General features: G+C 60.9%; 20 protein-coding genes. 7 read left to right on the top strand and 13 right to left on the bottom strand.

Annotated features, from left to right (window positions below):
* Window positions 1-21: 21 nt before the first annotated feature.
* The 3 genes from ACK4R0_RS00995 to ACK4R0_RS00985 all read right to left on the bottom strand — a co-directional run bounded on the left by ACK4R0_RS00995 (window position 22) and on the right by ACK4R0_RS00985 (window position 4069).
* Window positions 22-2439 carry a TonB-dependent receptor domain-containing protein gene (locus ACK4R0_RS00995; RefSeq protein WP_409668893.1) on the bottom strand — a complete coding sequence of 806 codons (2418 nt, stop codon included), beginning with the start codon at window positions 2437-2439 and terminating at the stop codon, window positions 22-24.
* 92 nt (window positions 2440-2531) lie between these two features.
* Complete coding sequence (locus ACK4R0_RS00990; RefSeq protein WP_088471657.1) at window positions 2532-3476, bottom strand: FecR family protein; 945 nt, start codon at window positions 3474-3476, stop codon at window positions 2532-2534.
* The gene (locus ACK4R0_RS00985) at window positions 3473-4069 is read right to left on the bottom strand and encodes an RNA polymerase sigma factor (RefSeq protein WP_409668889.1); all 597 of its coding nucleotides are present in this window, start codon (window positions 4067-4069) and stop codon (window positions 3473-3475) included. The genes ACK4R0_RS00990 and ACK4R0_RS00985 overlap by 4 nt, the downstream gene beginning before the upstream one ends.
* 545 nt (window positions 4070-4614) lie before the next feature.
* Between ACK4R0_RS00985 and ACK4R0_RS00980 the strand changes: the two genes are divergently transcribed.
* Window positions 4615-5367 carry a hypothetical protein gene (locus ACK4R0_RS00980; RefSeq protein ID WP_409668887.1) on the top strand — a complete coding sequence of 251 codons (753 nt, stop codon included), beginning with the start codon at window positions 4615-4617 and terminating at the stop codon, window positions 5365-5367.
* Between the two features lie 3 nt (window positions 5368-5370).
* Entirely contained in the window at window positions 5371-6273 is a 903-nt protein-coding gene (locus ACK4R0_RS00975; protein WP_409668884.1) for a hypothetical protein, read from the top strand.
* A gap of 178 nt (window positions 6274-6451) precedes the next feature.
* On the opposite strand, the gene ACK4R0_RS00970 is transcribed toward ACK4R0_RS00975, so the two are convergent.
* The gene (locus tag ACK4R0_RS00970; RefSeq protein WP_409668882.1) at window positions 6452-7177 is read right to left on the bottom strand and encodes a DUF6118 family protein; all 726 of its coding nucleotides are present in this window, start codon (window positions 7175-7177) and stop codon (window positions 6452-6454) included.
* A gap of 9 nt (window positions 7178-7186) precedes the next feature.
* Entirely contained in the window at window positions 7187-10087 is a 2901-nt protein-coding gene (gene traA / locus ACK4R0_RS00965) for a Ti-type conjugative transfer relaxase TraA (RefSeq protein WP_409668879.1), read from the bottom strand.
* A 172-nt stretch (window positions 10088-10259) separates the two neighbouring features.
* Here traA and ACK4R0_RS00960 point away from each other — a divergent pair, with 172 nt between their 5' ends.
* Window positions 10260-10583, top strand: coding sequence for a conjugal transfer protein TraD (locus ACK4R0_RS00960; RefSeq protein ID WP_409668876.1), 324 nt, complete (start codon window positions 10260-10262; stop codon window positions 10581-10583).
* A gap of 16 nt (window positions 10584-10599) precedes the next feature.
* On the top strand, window positions 10600-10830 hold the full coding sequence (locus ACK4R0_RS00955) for a conjugal transfer protein TraD (RefSeq protein ID WP_409668873.1): 231 nt from the start codon (window positions 10600-10602) through the stop codon (window positions 10828-10830).
* Here the strand turns inward: ACK4R0_RS00955 and ACK4R0_RS00950 are convergent.
* Genes ACK4R0_RS00950 through ACK4R0_RS00935 form a run of 4 tightly spaced genes read right to left on the bottom strand, consistent with a single transcriptional unit; the run spans window position 10805 to window position 13159 of the window.
* Window positions 10805-11014, bottom strand: coding sequence for a hypothetical protein (locus ACK4R0_RS00950; RefSeq protein WP_409668870.1), 210 nt, complete (start codon window positions 11012-11014; stop codon window positions 10805-10807). The genes ACK4R0_RS00955 and ACK4R0_RS00950 overlap by 26 nt on opposite strands.
* A 15-nt stretch (window positions 11015-11029) precedes the next feature.
* On the bottom strand, window positions 11030-11959 hold the full coding sequence (locus ACK4R0_RS00945) for a HEPN domain-containing protein (protein ID WP_409668867.1): 930 nt from the start codon (window positions 11957-11959) through the stop codon (window positions 11030-11032).
* Window positions 11960-12017: 58 nt separating this feature from the next.
* Window positions 12018-12269, bottom strand: coding sequence for a sigma factor-like helix-turn-helix DNA-binding protein (locus tag ACK4R0_RS00940; protein ID WP_409668864.1), 252 nt, complete (start codon window positions 12267-12269; stop codon window positions 12018-12020).
* Window positions 12266-13159 carry an ArdC family protein gene (locus ACK4R0_RS00935; RefSeq protein WP_409668861.1) on the bottom strand — a complete coding sequence of 298 codons (894 nt, stop codon included), beginning with the start codon at window positions 13157-13159 and terminating at the stop codon, window positions 12266-12268. The genes ACK4R0_RS00940 and ACK4R0_RS00935 overlap by 4 nt, the downstream gene beginning before the upstream one ends.
* A 521-nt stretch (window positions 13160-13680) precedes the next feature.
* Here ACK4R0_RS00935 and ACK4R0_RS00930 point away from each other — a divergent pair.
* The gene (locus ACK4R0_RS00930) at window positions 13681-13917 is read left to right on the top strand and encodes a helix-turn-helix transcriptional regulator (protein WP_409668858.1); all 237 of its coding nucleotides are present in this window, start codon (window positions 13681-13683) and stop codon (window positions 13915-13917) included.
* Between the two features lie 55 nt (window positions 13918-13972).
* Here ACK4R0_RS00930 and ACK4R0_RS00925 read toward each other — a convergent pair whose 3' ends face one another.
* From ACK4R0_RS00925 to ACK4R0_RS00915, 3 genes are all read right to left on the bottom strand, one after another.
* Window positions 13973-14296: a DUF736 domain-containing protein gene (locus ACK4R0_RS00925; protein ID WP_409668856.1), complete on the bottom strand. Its 324-nt coding sequence runs from the start codon at window positions 14294-14296 to the stop codon at window positions 13973-13975.
* Window positions 14275-14574 carry a hypothetical protein gene (locus tag ACK4R0_RS00920; protein WP_409668853.1) on the bottom strand — a complete coding sequence of 100 codons (300 nt, stop codon included), beginning with the start codon at window positions 14572-14574 and terminating at the stop codon, window positions 14275-14277. The genes ACK4R0_RS00925 and ACK4R0_RS00920 overlap by 22 nt, the downstream gene beginning before the upstream one ends.
* A gap of 500 nt (window positions 14575-15074) precedes the next feature.
* On the bottom strand, window positions 15075-17009 hold the full coding sequence (locus ACK4R0_RS00915; RefSeq protein ID WP_409668850.1) for a ParB/RepB/Spo0J family partition protein: 1935 nt from the start codon (window positions 17007-17009) through the stop codon (window positions 15075-15077).
* Between the two features lie 456 nt (window positions 17010-17465).
* Between ACK4R0_RS00915 and ACK4R0_RS00910 the strand changes: the two genes are divergently transcribed.
* Entirely contained in the window at window positions 17466-17729 is a 264-nt protein-coding gene (locus ACK4R0_RS00910; protein WP_409668847.1) for a DUF3892 domain-containing protein, read from the top strand.
* Window positions 17730-17762: 33 nt separating this feature from the next.
* Here ACK4R0_RS00910 and ACK4R0_RS00905 read toward each other — a convergent pair whose 3' ends face one another.
* Complete coding sequence (locus ACK4R0_RS00905; RefSeq protein ID WP_409668844.1) at window positions 17763-18758, bottom strand: helix-turn-helix transcriptional regulator; 996 nt, start codon at window positions 18756-18758, stop codon at window positions 17763-17765.
* 100 nt (window positions 18759-18858) lie between these two features.
* Here ACK4R0_RS00905 and ACK4R0_RS00900 point away from each other — a divergent pair, with 100 nt between their 5' ends.
* Window positions 18859-22230 (top strand): TM0106 family RecB-like putative nuclease, encoded by a 3372-nt coding sequence (locus tag ACK4R0_RS00900; RefSeq protein WP_409668841.1) that lies wholly within the window; start codon window positions 18859-18861, stop codon window positions 22228-22230.
* Window positions 22231-22243 lie beyond the last annotated feature (13 nt).

Below are 22243 nucleotides of genomic sequence, written 5' to 3'. Positions count from 1 at the left end.
TGCCCGCCATTGGCCATTCCTTCAGAAGCCGACGCGCACCTGAGCACCGAACGAGCGCGGGATCGGACGGCCCGGATAGGGCAGTGAGCCGTAAGCCGGGTAGGTGACGCCATATTCGTTCAGGATATTCTTGGCGAAGAGTTGCAACGACACCCCTGACAGTTCGGTCCCGATATTGACGTTCAAATATTCCTGCTTCTCAGACAGTGCTGGAACCGCCTGAAAGCTTCGGAACCAGACCTGGATGCCATCGGCCCGCTGATAATCCACGCGCGCGAAGGACGGTGCATCGCCCACGTCGAAACGATATTCGGCGGATACGGACCCAGAGTAGCGCGGAGCATAATCAGCCCGATCGCCGGCGAAATGTTCCAGCGTCGTCGTCTTATACTTCATGTCATTCCAGCCGCCGGTGAAAGACAGCGTCAGCGCCGGGATCGGACGATAGGTCAGCTGCAGATCGATACCGTTGCCGGCCATTTTGGCACCGTTGACGGTATAGGAATTGACCCCGTTGGGCGCCGTAGCCACCGACTGGATGTCGCTCCAGATGTTGCGGAATACCGCGACTTCACCCGAAAGGCGCCGATCGGTAGTCTGGAATTTAGCGCCTGCCTCATAGGTCCAAACTGAATCCGGATCGTAGGACGGCGGGATGACGACGACTCCGCCGCCGACAGACGTCGCGTTAAATCCGCCGCTACGGAAACCCTTTGATGCTGTGGCATAGAAATTGAGCGCGTCGCTCGCCCGGAATGAGAGATTCACCTTCGGCGTGAAGGCTCGGAACGTATCGGATCCGATATCCACCGACGCGCTGCCGAAGATGCTGCTAGCCGAGTTTTGTGTCCGCTTGTCTTCGAAATAACGTCCGCCCAGATTGAGATCTAGTCCCGCGGCGATTTCATAGGTGACGTCGCCAAAGATGGCCCAGGATTTTGATGTGTCGCGGCCCCCTGCTGAGTAATAGTCTACAGGCGCTGCCGTCACAGGATCGATTACGCCGAGTGTTACACTGCTGGAGCGCGAGTTGCGATAAAATCCGCCGATCACTCCTCGAAGCCCAGACCCGCTATCATATTGCAGCCGCACTTCCTGCGAAAACGCGGCAAAATCAGAATCGCCGGCGAACACGTACGAGTCTACCGTGCCTGCGGGAAGACCCTGCAGGAGTTCGACGAGCGGCGCGAGGACGTCGGTGAGATCGATGACGGAACTGCCCTTGCGCTCCTGCCAGCTCGTCGCACTGACCAGCGATACCGATCCCAAGTCATAGTGCAGAACGCCGCTGAACAGGTTGATATGGTTCTTGATTGGAGTGGGAGCGGCATACTGGATTTCGCGATTGTCGTCGGCGACATTGTTGCCGCCGGTTTCGATATTCTGATGCGAACCCATGAAGGTCGCCGTCAGCCTATCTCCGAGCTTGGCCAGCAGCTTTCCGCGAACGAAATAGGACCGGCCACGATTGACATTGTCTTCGCCCGTACGCGTGTTGTCGATCCAGCCGCCAATACGGGTATAGCCGCCAGCAACACGAAAGCCGAGCTGATCCTGCGCGAGCGGCAGGTTCAGAACGCCCTCGCCGCGCCATGCCATCTGCCCGCCGTCGATCTGGCTGATTTCACCCAATGCCGAGCCGCTGACTGTGGTCAACTCGGGATCGTTCGTGATGTAGCGGATCGTGCCGCCCATCGCGCCTTGGCCGTAGAGCGTGCCCTGCGGCCCCCGCAGCAACTCGACGCGCGCCATATCGACGAGCCGGATGTCCGGACCTTGATCGGGAAATTCCGTGTTGAGCGGAATCTCATCGATATATTGGCCGATCTGGGCGAGGCCGCTGAAAGACGATACGCCGCGGAACTGGATGCGCTGCTGGCCTGGTCCGAATTCGGATATGGAAAGTCCCGGAACGGAATATTGCAGGTCAGTGATCGTCTCTGCGTTTCGGTTCTGGATTTCCTCCTCTCCCTTCACGCTGACGGAGATCGGAATTTCAAATGCAGTCTCGGCACGCTTCTGCGCCGTCACGACGATATCGCCGTCGCCCGAAGTCGCAGGCGCAGCGTTCGGGCTGGACGCGCCTGACCCCACAGTCGTTGCACCCTGATAGAAAGACGCCTGGGTAGCCGTTCGCGCCACCTTGATTGTGTACGTGCTCGCGCCGGTATTCAGCGCAACCAGGCCAGTATCGTCCAGCAGTTGCCGAAGGGCTGCGTCAACGTCCATCGTCCCGCGCACGCCGTTGGTCCGCTTGTCGCGGATGTCATTTCGAGTTGATAATACCTGGACGCCGGCCTGCCGTGCGAAGACCTGAATGCCCGAGCTGGCGGCCTGGGGCGGGATATTGAACGATTTAGACTGCGCAGCTGCCGGTGATGTCAGTGAAATCGATGCGGCGATTGCGCCCACGAGATAACAGCTGTTCTTACTTTGCATGATGCCCCCCTCAGGTCGACGTCGTGATCAACGCCATCTGAGTGCCTGAGCGCCCTAGAAAGACTTTCCTTCACCAAAGCGTCATATTTATTTCATTTCCGGCCGAGCGTGATCTCGCCGTCCCCCGAAGTGCGGACCGGCACACCCAGAATATCGTGCACTGCGGTCGCGAAGCCCTCCGGATCGTCAGTTCGAAATATGCCGTCGACTTCCTCGTTCGCGATCGTCGGATCATGGATCACGATCTTCCGGCGATTATATCTGTTGAACTCGGCAGCAGCGTCAGCAAGCGGCCGCGCGACAAGTTCGATTTGGCCACTTCGCCAAGATAGCGAACTCGCAGCAGAAGCTTCAATGGCGACGGGCCGCTGACGACCCGGCGTGTCCGGCATGAAGAGCTGTGTGCCCGCTCGCGCGCTGACCGGCTCATTCGCATTTGCGTCGGTCCAGGCAGCAACGACCCCTTCGGTGACGATGATGTCCGCGCCATTGCCGCGTCGGCGCACGGAAAAGGCAGTGCCTACGGCTCGGACGCGCACAGGTCCTGCCTCCACCACGAACGGGCGCGCCCGGTCATGCTTGACCTGGAACCAGACCTCGCCCCGATCCAGCCGAACGTTCCGATGGCCCTTGTCGAAGTTTACCGCGATTCGGCTATCTGTATTTATGGCTGCCGTCGAACCGTCTGCAAGCGCAACACGGCGAACTTCGCCCACTTCGGTGGCGTATCCGGACACGGAAGCGTTGTAGAAGACCAAACCAAATATCGACGCTGCCATTGCTGCCGCGCTGCCAGCGAGCATGATCCGGCGCCGAGACCAAGACGGCGTCGTCACAGGAGGCTGGCCCAGCGCAATCGTCTCGGGATCGCACGAGATCCAAGCGGCCTGCGCCATGAGAAGTTCGCCTTGGCCACGCGGGTTTTGGGCTAACCAGTTCGCGAGGTCTGCTTCGTGCGCATCGCCCCAGTCGGATCGGCCCATGCGCGCTACCCAGCGTGACGCCTCATCCTGCAGGAGCGTGTCTTTGGAATTCATCGCGACCGCCCCTCCACATCATTCCCGAATAATTTGAGCCGCTCGGACAGATCGTCCTGCTTCTTCAACCAGTTTTTCCGCACCGCTTGCACGCCTCTATAGATATTGTTCTCGACGACGCTCTCCGTGACACCCAGCAAGCGTGCGATTTCGATTTGCGAATAGCCTTCAATCTTTTGCATTTCCACGATGCGGCGACACCGTTCAGGCAACTCGGCAATTAACGAGCGAACACGCTCGGCATCCATACGCCTCGCTACCTCCATCTCGGGTCCGGTGTCGGGATCAGGTATTGCCTCGATCTCCGCGATACTTTCTAGTGAAACGACGGAGGCTTCTCGCCGCCGCCTGACCAGAAGATTGCGGATAATAGAGAAAAAATAGGCCCCTGGCCTGTCAATATGATCTACTTCGTCAATCGTCGCCAGGCGGCAATATGCTTCCTGCACCAAGTCGTCCGCCTCTTCGGACTGCACGCGCGCACGCCGAAGCCAGGCGCGCGACTGCGCTTCGTGCGGCATCACCCTCAGGGCAACCCATGTGGCGCGCCGTCGGCGGATTTCAAGCAGCGATTCTTGCGGGTCCATACCCATCCTATATCATGACATCACAAGCTAAGAGCCTGCCGAGAAAAGTTTCCTTCACTTATCATTTGCCGGCGACGACGATCACCCGAATGCTCCCAGGAAAACGTGCCCCCTTTGCTCAGCAACAAGCAGTTTCGATGCGGCATGCAATCGTTTCCGGGGAAACCGTCGGATAATAAGCGGCGGTTTGCCGCCACGCCCGCAAGCGGCGTGAGATACAGACCTTGTTCTGAGGGCCTGCTCAAGGCACCGCCGAAGCTGGCCGTTGCACGAACCGCTCCGCGGATTGGTGCTAGCCTCGATGTAAAGCGGCCCCGCGAGCGCCGCGCCTGATTGAACGCCGGCGGCCACAGGCAGACCCTTTCGACTCCTTCAACTGAGGAGTCGAACGATGAACATAGAGTATCAGGAAACCGCCAGATCGGGCGATCAGACTTCACAACGAAACTTGCCCCTACTGCGGCACATCTCTCACCCGAGACACGCGAACCAAAGAGCATGTGGTGGGTAGACGATTCGTGCCGCGAGGGTCACTTCATCAGCATTGGAATTTGATCGTCTGGGCCTGCGAGCCCTGCAATCGTCGCAAGGCCGAGTTAGAGGATGACCTTTCAGCGATCTCGATGCAGCCCGATCCTTGGGGCGCTCACGCGCGCAATGACGTTCGTCTGCGCAATGAGGCCGAGCGCAAGGCCAAAACCAAGAGTCGTCGCAGCGGAAAGCCCGTCAAGGATAGTCAGGAGCAATTCTCGATCTCTCACACCCTCGGTGGCGCGGAACTCAAATTCAGCTTCACATCAGCTCCACAGGCAGATGAGGCCCGCATCATTGAGCTGGTGCGAATGCAGGTTATGGCATTCTTCTACTGGATCACGATCCAGCCAGGAGAGGTCAACGGGCGCTTCTGGCAGGGCAGCTTCTTTCCCCTCCAACCCGTTCGACGGGCTGACTGGGGCAATGAACAGCTCCTATTCTTCATGGCGGAAACAAAACATTGGGACTGGAGAGTCCATGCCGTCACTGCCGATGGCTATTTCAAGCTGGCGATCAAAAAGCACATCGACGAGCTGCTTTGGTCGTTTGCGGTAGAGTGGAATGAGAGTTATCGGATCGTCGGCTTTTTTGGTGACACCGCAGGTCTAATAATGCTGCGGGACCGGCTTCCTGAGCTGGCCATGCAGACGATCCACGCAAAGGGTGACGATTGGGTCCGCCATCGCCGCGAAGTGCCGCTGTGCGATGAGGATGACAAACTATTCTCCCCTCCGGCTGATACGTTCGATCAATCCGCAGGGGGGGAGTAAGCTATGCTCTTTGATGGCAACGAGCTTGAGACAGATCACCGCTATTTCCAAAATCTAGGCAAGACGGATTTTCGGCCCGACATAGCGGCATGGTGCGAGGCCACATTTGAGCGCTCGCAGATGCTGCTTGATGACGATTTCCCAGCGCGATTTCGCCGTGAGACACCTCAGCGCATATCCGAGCTGCTTTTCGCCGCGGCTTTCCTCGATGCAGGCTGGGAGCCGCTAGGACGGGTGCCGGGTTTCGATCTCGCCTTCAAGCTGGGAGAGGGTCGCCTGCTAGTCGAGATTACTACTCCCGAGCCGCATTCGCCGGACACATGGACCGAGACAAAGGGCGACGGCTACACTTCATGGTCAACCGACGCCAAGACAGAGGATGCGGCGTTGCGGAGACTGACAGGCGGCTTTGCCACCAAGGCCGAAACAATCCGCAAGCACTGCGACGCAGGCGAAGTTTCAGGGGCCGATTACATTGTCGTGGCTATCTCGGGCTTTCGGATAACCCAGGAATCTCCTGTAGCGCCAGAAATTGGCGGGCCCGTCCCAGACTTTGCAAAGGCATTCCTACCCATCGGTTCGCGCTATGTGACGGTGCGGCTGGGCGCCGATGCCGATATACCGATAGGCGGCGGTTGGCAATTTAAGGCGACTATCGACCAAGAGGGCAAGAATCCGGTCGATCGAGATTTTTTCTTACGACCCGAATTTCAACATATCCATGCGGTCGCATACACGCCGCTGCATTTCGGTGAGCCGATTACGCCAGTCAAGGAGTGTGCCGCCCTGCACAACCCCATGGCGCGACCGAAGGCTGAGGCCATCGCCCTCGGGCTAGGCTGCGAATTCGGGGTCGACATTGGCGAGGATGAATTTGCCATCGGCCCCCTAAAACCCGCGAGTTAAGTGACTTCTTAATGCAGCATAACGGTCAGAAGACTGCTTTTAGGATCGTGCGCCGTGCTTTCCGACACCGCAATCAGGCGCACAGCACTGTCGTTCGAGCGTCAACTCAACGACCGCTTTCGGGCAGACGACAATCAAGGCCGCAACGGCCGAAATGAGGCGCAAAGAAGCCGATTAACTAGACGCTGAGAGGCTGGACCTTGATCGTGCATGCCACGGCTTTCTTCTTCCGATCCGCCTGCTTTTCGCAATCCGCGACCTTCTTTTCGTTCCCCTTGTAAAGCCTGGAAGCGCGTGCGACCTCGTCCCACCGGCGGGGATCACCTACCCGCATTAACCGAACGCCGGCGCCCCACATGTCACGCTCCAACCGGGTGGCGGCACGTTTCTCCGGCCAATGCCAATGGTCGGGCACGGCCCGATCGATAGCGGACGGGACAGTGCAGCCCGCCATGAACGCCAGGATTGCGGCAACGCCGGCGCTGATTGCGATCCAAAAATTCTGCTGCTCCTGCGTCCGTGCAGAAGCGACGACGAGCCTGATCGATTTCACTGCCTCATCTAGACGCGAACGCGCGTCGCGTAAGGCTTGTTGTTCGGTCTCTCTCGCGCGCGCACCGGCCAACCTCATCTGCTCGCCAATGACCTCTGGCGTGAGTGCCAGCGCAGGACGTTCGGTCAACCGCTTGAATGCCTCGCGCGCCTTTTCCCAGTTCTGGTCGATCTTCGCGAGATCGTCAGTGTAATCCCGCCCCACCACATCGTTCAGACGCAAGCCGAACTGATCGATGGCAGCGGCAAGGGTCGACATGTTGCCCGACATTCTGTCGAAGGCCTGGTCGAGGGCGATATCTTCGGCGGCGACGTCGTCGGAGCCGACATCTTCGGGGTTAGTATTCTGCATCGCGACACCCTAAAGCCCTATGCCGAGGGAACGCGAGGGGCGGAGATATTCCTGGAGCGCCTGAGACACCGAATGTTTCTCAAGCGATTTCAGACCAAGCTCGTGGGTGCGATTGCGCAGCAGCGACTCGAGCTGCGGGTCGCGGTGCAGGCTCTTTGCCATGTCATTGAGCTGCGCTCCGACACGCTTGGCGCCGACATCATTATAGTTCGCCTTATGCTCCCGAAGCTGCTTCGACCCCGCCTGCCACTCGGCAATGAAGCGATCAGCCCGGGCCGGTGCGTCGATGCGCAGTTTGGTTTCGGTGCGCATCGCTTCCATAGCACGCTGCGTGCGGCCGCTCGCCGCCTCGGCGGTTAGCGACGGGTCATTGCGCAGCGCCGTGGCAAAATCCTTTGCGCCATCGCTTCGGAGAGCGTCGATGTCGCGGGCCGCGGCATTGAGGCTTTTCTGCTGGTGGATGATCGGCGACAGTCCCTTGGCGTGCATGCCGTCGATCTCGCGCTGCGCGCGGGCATAGCGCTCGACCGCCTTGTCGAGTGCGCTACGATCGGCCACCGGGGCCAGCGCCCGCGTGCTGACCCGGATGTTGCGGGTGCGCTGGGCGGGAGCCGCCTTGCCGAAGGATGCATCAGAGACCGCAGGTTTGAGCTTCAAGCCCGCGAACATGCTGCGTTTGGGTTCGGCCTTGGGCGCGGCCACTTTGCTGCGATAATCGCTCGCCATATCCTTACCGCGCTCGCGGCTGAGGGTGCGGACGAGCTTGGACTGGTCACGAAAGTCGTCGCGGCCATAATGGAGATCGACGCTATCGCGGTGGCGCGACATCGCGACATAGGCACCGTGCCGATCCATCCCCGGTGTCGCCAGCACCTGCACCCGATCGACTGTCATGCCCTGCGCCTTGTGGATCGTGGCGGCGTAGCCATGATCGATATGGGCATAATCCTTGAAGTCAAAGGCGACGCTACGCCCGTCATCGAGCATGACTGACATTCGCATCCGATCGACATTCTGAACCGTGCCGAGCGAGCCGTTCTTCACCCCCAGATCGCGCTCGTTCCTGAGGAACATGATGCGGTCTCCTTCCGCGAAGCTGCGGTCACCGCGCTCGACCTTGATCTGGATTTCGGCGCCAAGGCCGCCGCCGCCGCGCAACCGCGCTCGGACATCGTCATTGAGCTGGCGAACTTCGTCGTTGGTGTGAGTGAGAATGATCCGGCTCGCGTTCGGAAGCCGCTGCCGATCGCGATCCCACGCATCTACCAGTTCGGTGCGCGCCGCATCGCGGGTGTCGGCGGCGTGGACATGCCCGGCGTCGGCATAGCGGCCGACCGCCTCGCCGGTCCGGCCCGTAGCCAGCTCGCGTGTCGCGTCGCGCTGCCATTCTTCATGCTGGCGGCGGATTGAACTGATCTCGACGGCGCCGTGGCGTTCGGCGGCGGCGCGGAACGCAGCGCCGGCCTCGATCGCCTGCAACTGTTCGGGATCGCCGACTAGCACAACCTTGGCGCCCTGCTTCTCGGCTTCGGTCACAACGCGCTCAAGCTGACGCGTCCCGATCATCCCCGCCTCGTCGATAACGAGGATGTGTTTATTCGACAGAAGTTCGCGGTCATTTGCCCATTGATGTTCGAGGCTCGCCAAGGTCCGCGAGCCGATGCCTGAACCATGTTCCAGACCTTCGGCGGCGATGCCCGACAGCGCAGCGCCCTGCACCTGATAGCCCGCCGCCTCCCAGGCCTCGCGCGCCACGCCGAGCATCGCGCTCTTGCCGGTGCCCGCAAAGCCGATGACGTTGCTGACACCCCTTGCCGATGTAACGTGCTCGAGCGCGCCGCGCTGCTCAATCGATAGATCGAGGCCGCGTGCTGACGCGCTCGCAAGCGCCCGTTCGCGATGACGGTCGGCAACGTCATGATTGCGGCGCGCGTCGAGCGTGGCAGTGGCACGTTCGAGCCGCTGTTCGGTCTCGATCATGGCGCGCGAGGTAAAGCGATCTTCTCCACGCCCGTCTTTCCCGAGCGCGATCAGATCGGGCGACGCTTTCACCGCGCCCATGACGGCATCGAACTGGATGGTGCCGGCGCTGTGTCGATGCACGAACATCGCTAGGTCGCGGTTGGTGAAGGTGGCCTGGCTGTGCGTGATCGTGTCGAGAGCGATCGACGGGTTGGCGAGTAGTTTCTCGCCGTTCCGCCGCGCAATTTCCAGATGCTCCTCGGCACGATCGACTTCTAGCCCCTGCTCGACCATGCGCGACGCGGCGGGACCGATCTTGTGCTGCGGCTCAAGGTCGATGCCCTGCGCTTCGAGACTGCGATGATCGATGCGTGCCTCGATATCGAGAGATGCCAACCGTTCGTTGACATGATCGGCCCAGGCTTCACGCCAGTGGGTCAGCAGCTCGGTACGGTTCCATTCCCGGACCTTTGCGCCAAACTCGGCGCTGCCATTGTCGCCGATGCGGATCTCGCGCATTGTCAGCATGACATGCGCGTGCGGCCGCGCCATCCCGTCGGCGCCAATGTCCCAATGGACATTGAGATCAGCGATCATTCCGCGCTCGACGAACTCGGTTTGCACGAAGTCGCGGGCTAGCTCGATGCCCTGTTCCTGCGTCATCTCGCGCGGTATGGCGAACTCGATTTCGCGGGCAAGCTGCGCGTCTTTGCGGATCTCCGCCGCCTCGGCATCGTTCCAGAGCTGTTCGCGGTCGCGCCATCCATCCGGCGCACCATCGGGAAGCAGCACTTCGCTGTGAACGACACCAGCCTTGTTCGAGAAGTCGTGGCTGCGGCCAAGCCGCTCATCGTGCAGCCGATCGGCCGAACGATAGGCGGCTGCGGCAACGGCGCTGCTGCCGACAGCGCGGGAAATGACTTTTGCGGAGAAATGGTAGATCGCCATGGCGGCAATCCATTTACAGCAAAACGAGCACGTCGGCACGACGTATAAGCGCGCCCTCACACGATTTCATCGCGCTCGGGATCACAAAGTCGCAAGAGATTTCAGCTGCTTGAATGCAGATTAGACTCGGCATAGCTGGTTCGTCCGACCCCATCAAACGGAAGGACAGACGATGCGCAAACCCCGTGATTTTGATGCCGAACTCCAGGCGCTCACCGACAAGGCAAAGGCGCTCAAGACGAAAAAGCAAAGTCAGCTCGGCGAGCTGGTCACCGCGACGGGCGCCGATGCGCTATCTATCGAGCAACTTGCTGGCGCCCTGCTCGATGCCGTGGGATCAGACGCATCGCGGAAGGAGGCGTGGCGCAAGAGCGGCGCGGCGTTCTTTCGCGGCGACGGCGCCCGCGCTCGCAAAGGCGCTGTCCGCCACGCGAGCAGCGCATCGGCGAACGGCGCAGGCCCGCAATCGCCTTCAGGCGAAGCGGGCGCGGTATGACACGCGGGCGTGGCAGGTGAAGCGCCGCGAGCGGACGCGCCAGCTGATCGAGCTGGGTGGGCTGATCGCCAAGGCCGATCTGATCGAGCTGACCGGCGATGATCGCGCGGTCATTCTCGGCCTGCTGGTCGAAGCCGCCGCGACGCTGCGCGGCGAAGGCCGCGAGCAACAACTTCTTCTGTGGCGCCGCCGGGGGCGGCGCGCTTTCGACAGCGGCCTTATTACTGATGCGAGGTCGAAACTTTGATAGAGCTACAAAGACCGCACGGCTGCTTCTCGCGCCGAAATCCGCTTGCGCCGCCGAGACCGCGCGTCACGACATTGGCCTGTGAGCGCATTGACAAATTGAGGCGGTCGGTGACGCAATCGTCACAGATCGCCACGCCTTCGAGGCGCTGGATCAGTGCCTCGATTTGTCCGGCGATGGTCATGCGGCGGGGCATGGGTCAGCGATGAGCCTGCGCAGCTGCTTCCAGCTGGGCGATCCGCTCCGAACAGATTGCGTGCACGGCGCGGCCGAGTTCTTCGACGCGCTCGCCAAGCCAGCGCAATTCCTCTTCGCTGATCCGATAATGTTTTGAATAGCGCGCCTTCACATAGGCTTCTTTGAGCTTCTCGAAGTGCTTGCGATCAGCTTTCAGTTCGCGCGGCCAAGCGTCGACGAGCCGCATGTCGATGCGCTCGGCCTGGGTGCGCAGAAAGCCGAGATTGTGGACGTGCGGGGTATAGAAGGTGCAGACCAGAAGAACACAGTGGTAGAGCCGTTCAGCCGTCTGATGCAAAAGGAACGCGGCGAGGCGCAGGTCGCCATCCTTAACTGCGTATCCCGCATTCCGCTGGAAACCCATCGCTGTGGGCATCCACTCATCAAAATACTCCTGCGCCATATCCAGCGCCTGCTGCGGCGTCTTGGGCTTCGGTTTGTGCAATTCCTTGTCGTCAAATTCGTAAAGCGCGATCCCATCTTTCGCGACGTCCATGAAGAAATAGCGCCCATGCGCGAGGCCGTCGTTCACCTCCTGCATCGTGTGGACGATGAAGTTGACCGGCGTGTGTAGCGTCTTGTCGATCGCAAGCTCGCGGTTGAGCCGGTCCTCGACCTTGAGCCAGTAATCGACCTTGTCAGTTAGGCGCTTGTCACTGACGATGATCAGCAGATCGAAGTCGGACCGATAGCCCTTGGCTGTGTGCGGCTCATCGACCCAGCCGCCGCGCGCGTAGCTGCCGTAAAGGATGATCTTGTCTATCCGGCCCTTCTTCTTCCAGTTCATTGTCGCGAGCGCGACGCTGTCGGCGAATTCTTCGAAGATGATCTGCTTCACGCGCTCAAGTTCGCGCTGCTTGTTGGCCGGGAGATGATCGAGGTCGGTGCGCATTGTCTTCACCCTGTAATTGGAAGCGCCGGATGGCAAGCGCCATCCGGCGCGAACATGGTCACCACAGCCGGAATCGCCACCACCATGGATCCTTTTCGTCCATGGCTTTCATCATGATACGAAGGCTTGCTGCGAAGTGATTTTCGACGTCGGCCACGCTGATGTCGAACCGTTCTGCAATTTGCGAATAGCTCATCTCATCGACCCGGATCGCGAGGAAGACCTTGCGATCCATGCCGTGCATCCGATCGACGACGCGCTCGGCTCGCCATAGGCGCAGCCGTTCCTCGCGCGACTTGCGGGCGCTCATTGTTCTTCTCCCGCGAATGCGAGCAGGAAGTCACTCGCCTTGCTCGCCTGACTGGCAGCGCGAAAGATCGCCCTGTCGTCGCCCTCCAGCACCGACAGCCACGACACGATATAATCGGAATGGCGCACGGTCGGCGCGATGCCGAGCGAAGCGCAGGTGAACGCCGCCGCCATCTCGGCGACAAGCTCCTCCTTGGCGTATGCTTCCGAACCGAACACGCCCTTCTGGTCGCGATCCTGTCGGGTCGCATGGCCGGTCCAATGGCCCAGCTCGTGGAGCGCGGTGCGATACCAGTTGATCGGTTCATGAAATGCCGCCTGCGGCGGCACCTGCACAAAGTCGTGGCTCGGACTGTAGAAGGCCTCGCCGCCGCCGATATTGACGCACGCGCCGGTCGCGGCGATCAGCGCATCGGCCTCAGCAATCGCCAGCACCGGATCAGGGCTGACCATCGGCGCGATGTAATCGTCGGGCAGCCCGTCGCACTGGTCGATATTGAAGACGACAAAGCGTTTCAGGAACGCAACCTGCCGCGCCTCGCGGTCCTCGCCGCGCGCTGCCTCGGCTTCGGCCTTGGGCGTAAAGCGGTCGGCATAGCAGATGACCGTGCCTTTCTCGCCGCGCCGGACGTTGCCGCCCGCCGCCTCGGCTTGCCGGTAGGTCAGCCAACGCTGTGAGGCATAACCCTTCGCGACCACCTCCGCCCACAAGATCAAAACATTGATCCCGCTATATTTGCGGCCCGTGCCTGCATTCTGCGGCATGGTGCAGCCGCACGCCGCGCTGTCCCAAGGCTGCACCCATGGCAGCCGTCCTTCTTCAAGTTCGACGATAATCCGGTTGGTGACCTCCGAATAGAGGCTGGCACGTTCTATCCTTGCGGCACGCATATCCTTTCTCCTTCCAGCCACCGCACCCCGGCCCGGAAGGGGGCGGGGTGGGCGGCAGGAAGGAGCCGGCAGACCCGCATCATCGGGCGGGCTGCATCCGCAGGACCGGAACGAAGAGGAGGACCCGCGGCACGCGGGTTGCGGCCTGACCGGGCGGGGCTAGAGGCGAGTGACGCCCACCCTGCCCCCGAGCCGCCGGGAGAGACCAACGCCGCCGCGCAGCGGCGACCGCATGCGCGCCAGCGGCGCCCCACCAGGAACGAATCGGTTGATGATCGCGCCGTCCGCGGCGCGTCCTTCGCAGCGCGACTGTCTCAGACAGTCTCAATCGCGAGCGGGAGCGAAATTATTTGCCGCAAAATGCAGATTTAGTCTCACACGCTACACTTGGACAGACTTACCCAGATTTGGACACAGTACGACAGACTTAGACAACGTCGATTCGTCGCCAAATTTCAGATCATTGACGAACGAAAAAAGTTTCCCACTCTCATTGACGGGGCATCATTTCGAACCAGTAAATGAAGGAACTGTTTATGGCGTTTCAATCTCCTCTCCGCCTCATGCGCCTCAACGAAGTCCTCGATCTGACGGGCCTCAGCCGCGCAACCCTCTACCGCAAGATCGCCGCCGGGACCTTCCCGACGCAGCATAAGCTCGCCGAACGCTGCTGCGGCTGGCGTGCCGGCGAGGTTGAAATGTGGCTGCGTAACCCGCACTCGTTCACGATCGCCGATCTCAAGCGCGAAGCGGCTTAGGGTCAAGCATGGCAAAGCCCCGCGCCGCCGAAGCGGCGCGGGGTGGAAGCCCGCCTCAATCGGCGGGGTTCCAGATCAACGCGTAACCGTCTTCGCCGTCCTGGCCGGCAGCGCGGCCGAGATTGGCGTAGATGCGCCGCGGCCCGAACTCGGGGGCTGCGAGGGTCAGCGACACATAGGTCTTGCCCGATGCCTCGCCGGTGCGGACCCAGCCCGCGCCGATCTCGACGCCTTCGGAATAGACCCGGTAGTCGGGCTGGACGTCTCCGCTCTTGGAGCGGTTGGTGCGGATCTCGATCGCCGCGCGGATCGTGAGGGTTTTCAGCTGGCCCATAAAGCCTTCTTCGATGGTGCCGTTCACAAAGCCAATAGCTGCCATTGGTCGTCTCCTTCAAACTGCCGCGGGACCATCCCTGCGACATGGGCGGACCAGGGACCGGCGCATGAGGCGATCCGCGAACCCGCGAGGGCCGCAGCAAAGCGGAGGAGTGCGGCGACGCGATTATTTTGGAGCGAAGCGGCCGCGAGGAGCGCGTGGCACACGCGCGGGGAAATAATCGCGCCGCCGCTCTTTCGCGGGTCGCCGCGCCGGTCCAGGTCAACTCGCCCGTCGACGGGGATGGTCTTCGGCTCGATCCGGACGATAATCAGCAGCACTGGATTAGTGACGCCATGGAAGCACGGTGGCCAGGCGAAACACACGCCTCCATGCGCCGGAAACAGGTTGCCACGGACGCTTTAGCGAAGACATTCCGCGATTGTGGTTGTTCCCGCGTCATCGCGCGTGTTGGGTACCCCGCCGGAGGATTGGAGATGCAAAAATCTGGAGCGCCATCGCTCCGTTTTGGCGGATCTGTACAATCCGGCCCCATCGGCTATCGCCATAGGCATCGCAACACGATCTTTCGTCGGACGCTCCCTGATTGCGACCCAGGGGAGCGTTCGGTGGTGGGGGGCGATATTCTGCAACGCAGACCATCGTTTAAGGCGGCGCGATTTATCGCGCCGCCTTTTTACCTTTCGGCCTCCGCGCGCCGTCGCCGCTTGCGGCGGCGGCGCGCCAAAAATGAAAGCGCCGCGCTGGCCCGAAGGGACAGCGCGTCCGTTACCGGTGAGGGAAAAATAGGCGGGCGACCCAAAGCCGCCCGCCCTGTTGTTTATGCCGCCAATGGCGGTTCGTCGGTTTCCGGTCCGCTGCTGTCCTCGGTGAGAGGCACAATGCTCGCGGAGAGATCGAAAGCCACACGCGCCGCCGCCTGCACGCTGCCGACACCCCCGCGCGACGTGTAGGCAGTCGGCGGGAACGCCATCCACTGCGGAACCCACGGCTCGGACTTGGCGCGGCCGTTCTCGCCCGCAAGGCAATCCAAGATGATCGCTTTCAGCGTCTTACCCTTCTCACCGGCGTTTGCTGCTGCGACCTCCGCGCCCGCAACCTCGCCGACGATGGCGAGCAGCACTTCGCGGTCGCGAAGCTGGTCGAAGAACGCCGCGTCGGCTTTCCAGTGCCGGTTCATGTCGGTGCCGATATGAAGCCCGATCATCTCGACCGCCTCGCTGGCCGCTTGCAGCGTCTCGCCCATGACGATCGCGATCACCTCCATCACCACCGGATCGGGCAATTCCAGAAGCCGCGCGAACAGCGGCGCAAAAGGGGATCGGTGAAAACCCTTGCCGGTAACGGTCGGCGCATCCTCGTCGAAGCCAAGCACGGCGAGCACGGCGCGGCGCTTCGCGTCGAAAGCGGCTTCGGCGGAGCAGGTCTCCACGCTCTCGGCGATATCCTCTTTCGGAGCGCGCTGCGCCTCGACATCGACCCGCCACAGGTCTGCGCCCGCTATGACATGCGCGGCCATCGCTCGGAGTGCGACACCGGTGTGTGCTAGCAGGTCGGCGCGCACCGCCGCGTGGCGATGAAGATCGATATAGGCATTGAGCGGACCCGACACCTCGGGACGCCTCTGCTTGTCGATGACCGCCCCACCGTCGCCGCTCCCGCCGTTCGCAAGCCGCTTCGCTTCCTTGATGGTGACAAAGCCTTCGTGGAAGCTGACCTCGCCGCTCTCTCGAACCTCGATATAGACGCGACCGCCCTTGCGCTTTCCCGCATGGGCATAATCCCATGACCGGAACCACTGCCCTCGCTCCATGATGATCACGTCGGACCATCCGGCCTCAAGATAGTCGGCCTTGCGCACCTCGATGGCGCCCATCTGCGCGGTCCAGAATGCATCGCTGTCGGCAAAAAAGCGATCCTCGCCGAACAGGTCGGCAACAATGCCGCCCTTGAACGCCTCGACGTCGAACAGGGCATGCGTCACCGCAATGGCCGTGCCGCCGAACAGCCACGCCTTGAGCTGATGGCCGGTCGGGCAATAGGCGTTCTCGTCGTCGAACAGCGCCAGCCATGCCTTCTGCTGGCTTTTCGATGCAAGGGTCAGGTGGCGGACTGTGTTCACGTCGATCTGACCACCGCGATAGAGGGTACGGATGCGCGGCAACAGATTGCCAAGCGCCAGGATGCGCTTCACCGCCGACGGCTCGAACCCGAACGTGTCGGCAACCTCGTCCACGCTGCGACCGGTTTTGACCAGCGCCACGAACGCTTCCCACTGGCTGACCTCGTCGGGCCGGACCCGCGCAAGGTTTTCGAGCATCGATGCTTCGAGCGCGTCGGCATCATCGCCTTCGTCGAGGATCGCGCACGGGATCGGCTTCACCGCCCCGCCCTCGCGCGCCACCGCGCTGACTGCGGTAAAGCGCCGACGCCCCGCGACGATCTCGAACCGGCCTTCCGAACAATTCGGACGAACGAGCAGCGGAACCAGCACACCGCGCGCACGAACGCTCGGGAGCAGGTCGGACACATCGGGGTCTTTCCCCTTTCCGCGCATGTTGGCAGCGGCAATCGACAGATTACCCAAATCAATGAAGTCGAGTTTCATGGCTATCTTCCTTCCCTTCAACCACACCCGGCCCCGGACGGCGGGGCGGGCGGCGAGAAAAGGCGACGGGACTGCGCCAAAGGACGGCGCGCACTCGCAGGGCCGCAACGAAGTGGAGGAGCCGGGGCGAAGACCCGGCTTGCGCACCGGCCGAGCGGTCCCACAGCCGTGCGCCGACTGCCACGCTGTCCGTGGCCGGCCACATGCAACGCCGCCGCGCGGTCAGCGCGGCGTCATCATCGGACAATAAACGCGCCCTTGTCGCAGCCGCAGGCGCGGCGGCGTGCGCGGGCCGGTGGCGGGTCGGACGCGGCCAGGCCGCGGCCGGAACAGCGCCCCGCGCTGTTTACCCGCCGTAAGGGACGCGCGCCCGCGGCGGCAAGAAGCGAGACAAGAGCGCTGCGCGGCCAACCGTACAAACGCGCGACCTCTAGCGGTGCCTGTCGCCGCCAGTGTGCGCACATTTGAGGCCGCGCTCGATGCGCTCCCGCTCTCGGAAATCGAATGGGCGTCGAAGTGTATGACGCGATCTGTCGTCCCGTTCATCCAAATTGGGTTCAGCGACAAGATGGCGAGTCGCCGCAACACCACAGGAGAAAAGATATGGCTAAGCGGTACGTCCGTGCCACCGGCAAGGATTCGCAGGGGGACATCACGCGCCTTTGCAATTCGGGTGAAGCTTGGTCGCCCCGGAGCAAATCCGATGCGATCAACGATATCGATTATGGCTATCACGAATATTGTGTGAACTGGGCCAACGCCCCTGAAACCAAAATCAAGGTCGTCATTGGTCCGACCGGGAAGTATCTCCGGACTGATCGCGACACGACGTCGCGCAACAATCTGGACGATCTCCCCGACTGCTAAACAGAGATGAGGGCTGGAGCGTCGCTCCGGCCCTCAAGGCATCGAAGCAAAGTCGGATCGTTGATGCGCCCTCACCATCTCGGCGAGCTCGGGCGGTGAGAGCACCTCAACAGCGTCGCCCCACAAATATAGATGCCAACACATTTCGAGCAAGCCAGCGGCGCGAAACCGAACCGTGAGGGATCCATCGCTCCCCCGATCAGAGATCTGTGTAGGATGGAAGAGGAAAGCTTCGGCGCGCGAGGCAGCTTTGGGCAGGAAGCGCCACGCTACATCGTGCATGCCAGATTCCTGTTGATAGGAACCGAAGCAGCGTTCGGCATGTTCGTTGAGATCGAACCCGTCCTTGCGAACAAATGCTTCGGGTAGGACGGTTGCGGATTCGATACCGTCAACACGAAAATGCTGAATGCCGCCACCCATCTTCTCGACATCGACGGCGACGAGATACCTGCGGAAGCCCAGCAACAAGCCGTGAGGCGCTACTATCCGATCGCGAGATGCGGCATCTTTCCAGCCCCGGTAGCGGATCTGGAGCTTCGATGAGCCTTTCAGAGCTGTCGAGATCGCAAGATCGACGCTTTCACAACCCAAAGGGCGTGGACCTGGCCGCGCTGCATGTCCCTGAGCTAACAGCAACGCTTCTTCATCGGCTTCGATACGGCGACTTCGGTCGTCTGGAATGAGGGCCAAAATCTTCGCGTGCAAACAGCGCAGCGCTTCGCACTGGTCAGTCCCCGCGCCCTTGTCCATCATTTCCTCAGCCAGCGCCAAAGCGGCGAGTTCGTCGGCCGTCGGCGTGAGAAGAGGCGCGATTGCCTTGTGCGGTAGCTTCCACCGCGCCTTCCCGCTGTCCTCATCCTTGAGTTTTTCGAGTTCTGGAAAAAGTAGAGCGAGCGCCGAAATAATGCGTTGCGCTGTCCGATAGTCCCGTTCAAGAATTTCTTCGATTTCGGCAAGGCTGACGCCGCGCAGCGACGCAGCGCGTGCCGCTATCGTGAGAACGTCGACCGCATTGCGATAAGACATACATGTCCTCCAACACGACAGCTTCTGTCGTCTGGTGTCTTCATGACGAATCTGATTGGTGGAGTCGAGCGGACCCTGATCCTTATTGGGAGGGAATTTAATGCTGAAGCACCGCGAGCAGACGATCTTCTCTGCCAGTGACCTCGTCAATTTCATGGGTTGCGCGCATGCCACCGTGCTCGATGTTCGCAACCTGACGAACCCAGCCTCCTTTCCCAAAGATGACGAAATGGCTGTTTTGCTCCAGCAAAAGGGAATTGAGCACGAACTCGCCTATCTGGAGCTGCTGCGGTCGGAAGGCCGTTCGGTCGCAGAAGTTTCTGTCGAAGGAACACTTCAGGAGCGAGCTGACGCAACACGTCATGCAATGCAAGCGGGTCACGACGTCATCTATCAGGGCGCGTTTTTATCTGGTCACTGGCACGGCTATTCTGATTTCCTGCTGAAGAAGGATGGGGTCGAATCCCTACTTGGCAGCTTCGCCTATGATGTCGCGGACACCAAGCTGGCTCGCTCGGCGAAGCCCAAGCATATTCTCCAACTCTGCGTCTATGCAGATATGCTGGCCAAGGAACAGGGGGTGATGCCGCCGTCCATGCACGTCGTGCTTGGCACCGGCGAGATCGCGACGATCCAAACCACAGCAGTGTTCCATTATTTCAACTTCGCCCGGCAACGCTTCGAGAGATTCGTGAGCAATCCGCCCCCCATTTCGGCCGCAGACCCTTGCGGGCATTGCACGTTCTGCCGCTGGTCAGAGCGCTGCGACACTGAGTGGGAAGCAGCCGATCATCTATCAATCGTCGCGGGAATGGGGCGCAGTCAGATCGCTGCGCTGCGAACGAGTGGCATCAACGATATTGGGGCTCTGGCACAGTTCCCCCGGGAATCTGCTGTGTCGGGGATGCAGCCGGGCACCGTCTATAAATTGTCTGCCCAAGCCCGCCTGCAGGCTCATCACAGGACGACCGGTGAGCGCCAGGTCGAGCTACTCCAAGCGACGCCAGAGCGAGGTTTTGCTCGGCTACCGCAGCCCGATGAAGGCGACATTTTCTTTGATATGGAAGGGGACCCCCTCTTCGACGGCGGCCTTGAGTATCTTTTCGGTTTCATTTCGATGGAGGAGTCAGAAGATCGCTTCCGTGCTTTCTGGGCGCACGACCGCGAAAGCGAAAAACTGGCCTTTGAACAGACGATCGACTTCATCGTTGCGCGCCTCTCGCGATATCCCGGCGCGCATGTCTATCATTATGCGTCATACGAGCAGACGGCATTGAAGAGGCTTGCGATGTATCATGCAACGCGCGAACGCGAAGTCGACAATCTGCTACGCACCGATCGCCTCGTCGATCTCTACAAAGTCGTGTCAGAAGCCATTCGCACGTCAGAGCCGCGGTACTCGATCAAGAATATGGAAGCCTTTTACCTTCCAGGTGGTCGACAGGGCGAAGTCAAGACCGCTGGCGACAGCATCGTCATTTACGAGAAGTGGCGCCGCGGCGGCAGCGATGAACTTCTTCGCGAGATCGCCGAATACAATGAGGTCGATTGCCGTTCGACGCGAATGTGCCGCGATTGGTTGCTCACCCTCCGTCCGGCCGCGACGTCATGGTTTACCGGACGAACCCTAAAGCCCGCCGACGCCGCCAAGGAAGAGGCCCGCGACGAGGCCGAAGAGCGAACGCGCCTTCTTGCCAGCGCCCTTCTCGCCATCGACGATGCTCCGTGGCGCAAGCTCCTCGTCGACTTGCTCGAGTTCCACAAGCGCGAAGCAAAGCCAAGCTGGTGGGCGATGTTCGCGCGACAGGACATGGATGGCGACGCTCTGCTCGATGACGCCGAGTGCATTGCAAATATTCAGCCGCATCCTACCGCTCGGCCCTGGAACGAGAAGAAGTCGATCGTCTATCCATTCACTTTCCCCGCGCAGGATTTTAAACTCCGCGTTGGTGACAAGCCGCTGCGATCGGGCACGTTGGAGCCTGCGGGGGAGATTTTGGAGATCGATGAAGACGAGCGTTTCATCGCGCTCAAACTCGGACCATCCCGCTCCCGCCTAGATGCTGGCTGCTCGCTCATTCCCGAAGGCCCAGTTGGCGACGCAGTTCTTCGAGCGGCTGTCCACCGCTATGCGCAAGATGTAGCCGCAAACGGGAGAAAATATTCGGCCATTACCGCAATGTTGCGCCGCGATCGTCCGCAGCTCACAGGACGGTCTCCGGGCCAACCAATACTCCCAGATGCAATCGACGCGACCCAAGGCGCAATCGAAGCTCTTCGGGCGCTCGATGACAGCTACCTCCTCATTCAAGGGCCGCCAGGAGCAGGAAAAACCTACACCTCCTCGCAGGCGATCGTGGCTTTGCTCGCGGAAGGAAAGCGTGTTGGGGTCGCTTCGAATTCGCACAAAGCGGTCAACAATCTTCTCAAGGAAGTTGAGGACATGGCCACCGCTCAAGGCCTCCGCTGCCGAGGGATGAAGAAATCTTCGCGCAACGACCAGACTTTCGGCGGAGGCGGGTGGATCGAAGATGTGGTGGGAGGCAGCGGCAGCGGTGTGTCGCCGGGGCACCAGCTCGCTGCCGGTACAGCGTGGCTTTTTGCAAATCAGGAACTCGATGAGGCGTTCGACTATCTCTTTGTCGACGAGGCGGGGCAGGTCAGCCTGGCCAATATTGTCGCAATGGGAACATCGGCGCGCAACATCATCCTCGTCGGGGACCAAATGCAGCTTTCGCAGCCAATCAAGGGAACGCATCCTGAAGGCAGCGGCCGGTCCGCGCTGGATCATCTTTTGCAGGGCCATGCCACGGTGCCCGCCGATCAAGGTGTCTTTCTGCCAATCACCCGGCGCATGCATCCGGACCTCTGCCGGTTCATTTCAGACGCGGTATATGACGGACGACTTGAGGCGGAGCCAACGACGGCGCATCAGCGAATAGAGGTCGACAAAGGCCAAGATCCGCAGGCCCTCGCGGCAGCTGGGTTGCGGTTTGTTGATGTCGATCATTTTGGTTGCACGCAGCGCTCCAAGGCGGAAGCCGATCGTCTTGCGATCACTTACCAAGCTCTCATCGGTGCTCATTGGGTCGACCGCCATCAACGACGCCATCAGATCGGGACGGAAGATATCCTGGTGGTCTCGCCGTACAACATGCAGGTCGAACTTTTGAAGCGAATCCTGCCAGAGGGCGCGCGCGTCGGCACGGTAGACAAGTTCCAAGGCCAAGAGGCACCCGTAGTGCTTGTCTCGATGGTCACTTCCTCCGGCGATGATCTGCCGCGAAACATCGAGTTTTTGTATAGTCGCAACCGCCTCAACGTCGCCATAAGCCGCGCGCGATGTTTAGCGGTTGTCTTCGCCAACCCTCGGCTACTGGAAATTCCGTGCTCTACAATTGCGCAAATGGTGCTGGTCGACGGCCTTTGTTGGGCAAAGCAATTTGCGGACGGACAACGGGAATCGTCATAATTTTTCTGAAGGC

This window comes from Blastomonas sp., assembly GCF_046294995.1.
In the GTDB taxonomy this organism is placed as follows: Bacteria; Pseudomonadota; Alphaproteobacteria; order Sphingomonadales; family Sphingomonadaceae; genus Blastomonas.
This window is presented reverse-complemented; position numbering and strand designations above follow the sequence as displayed.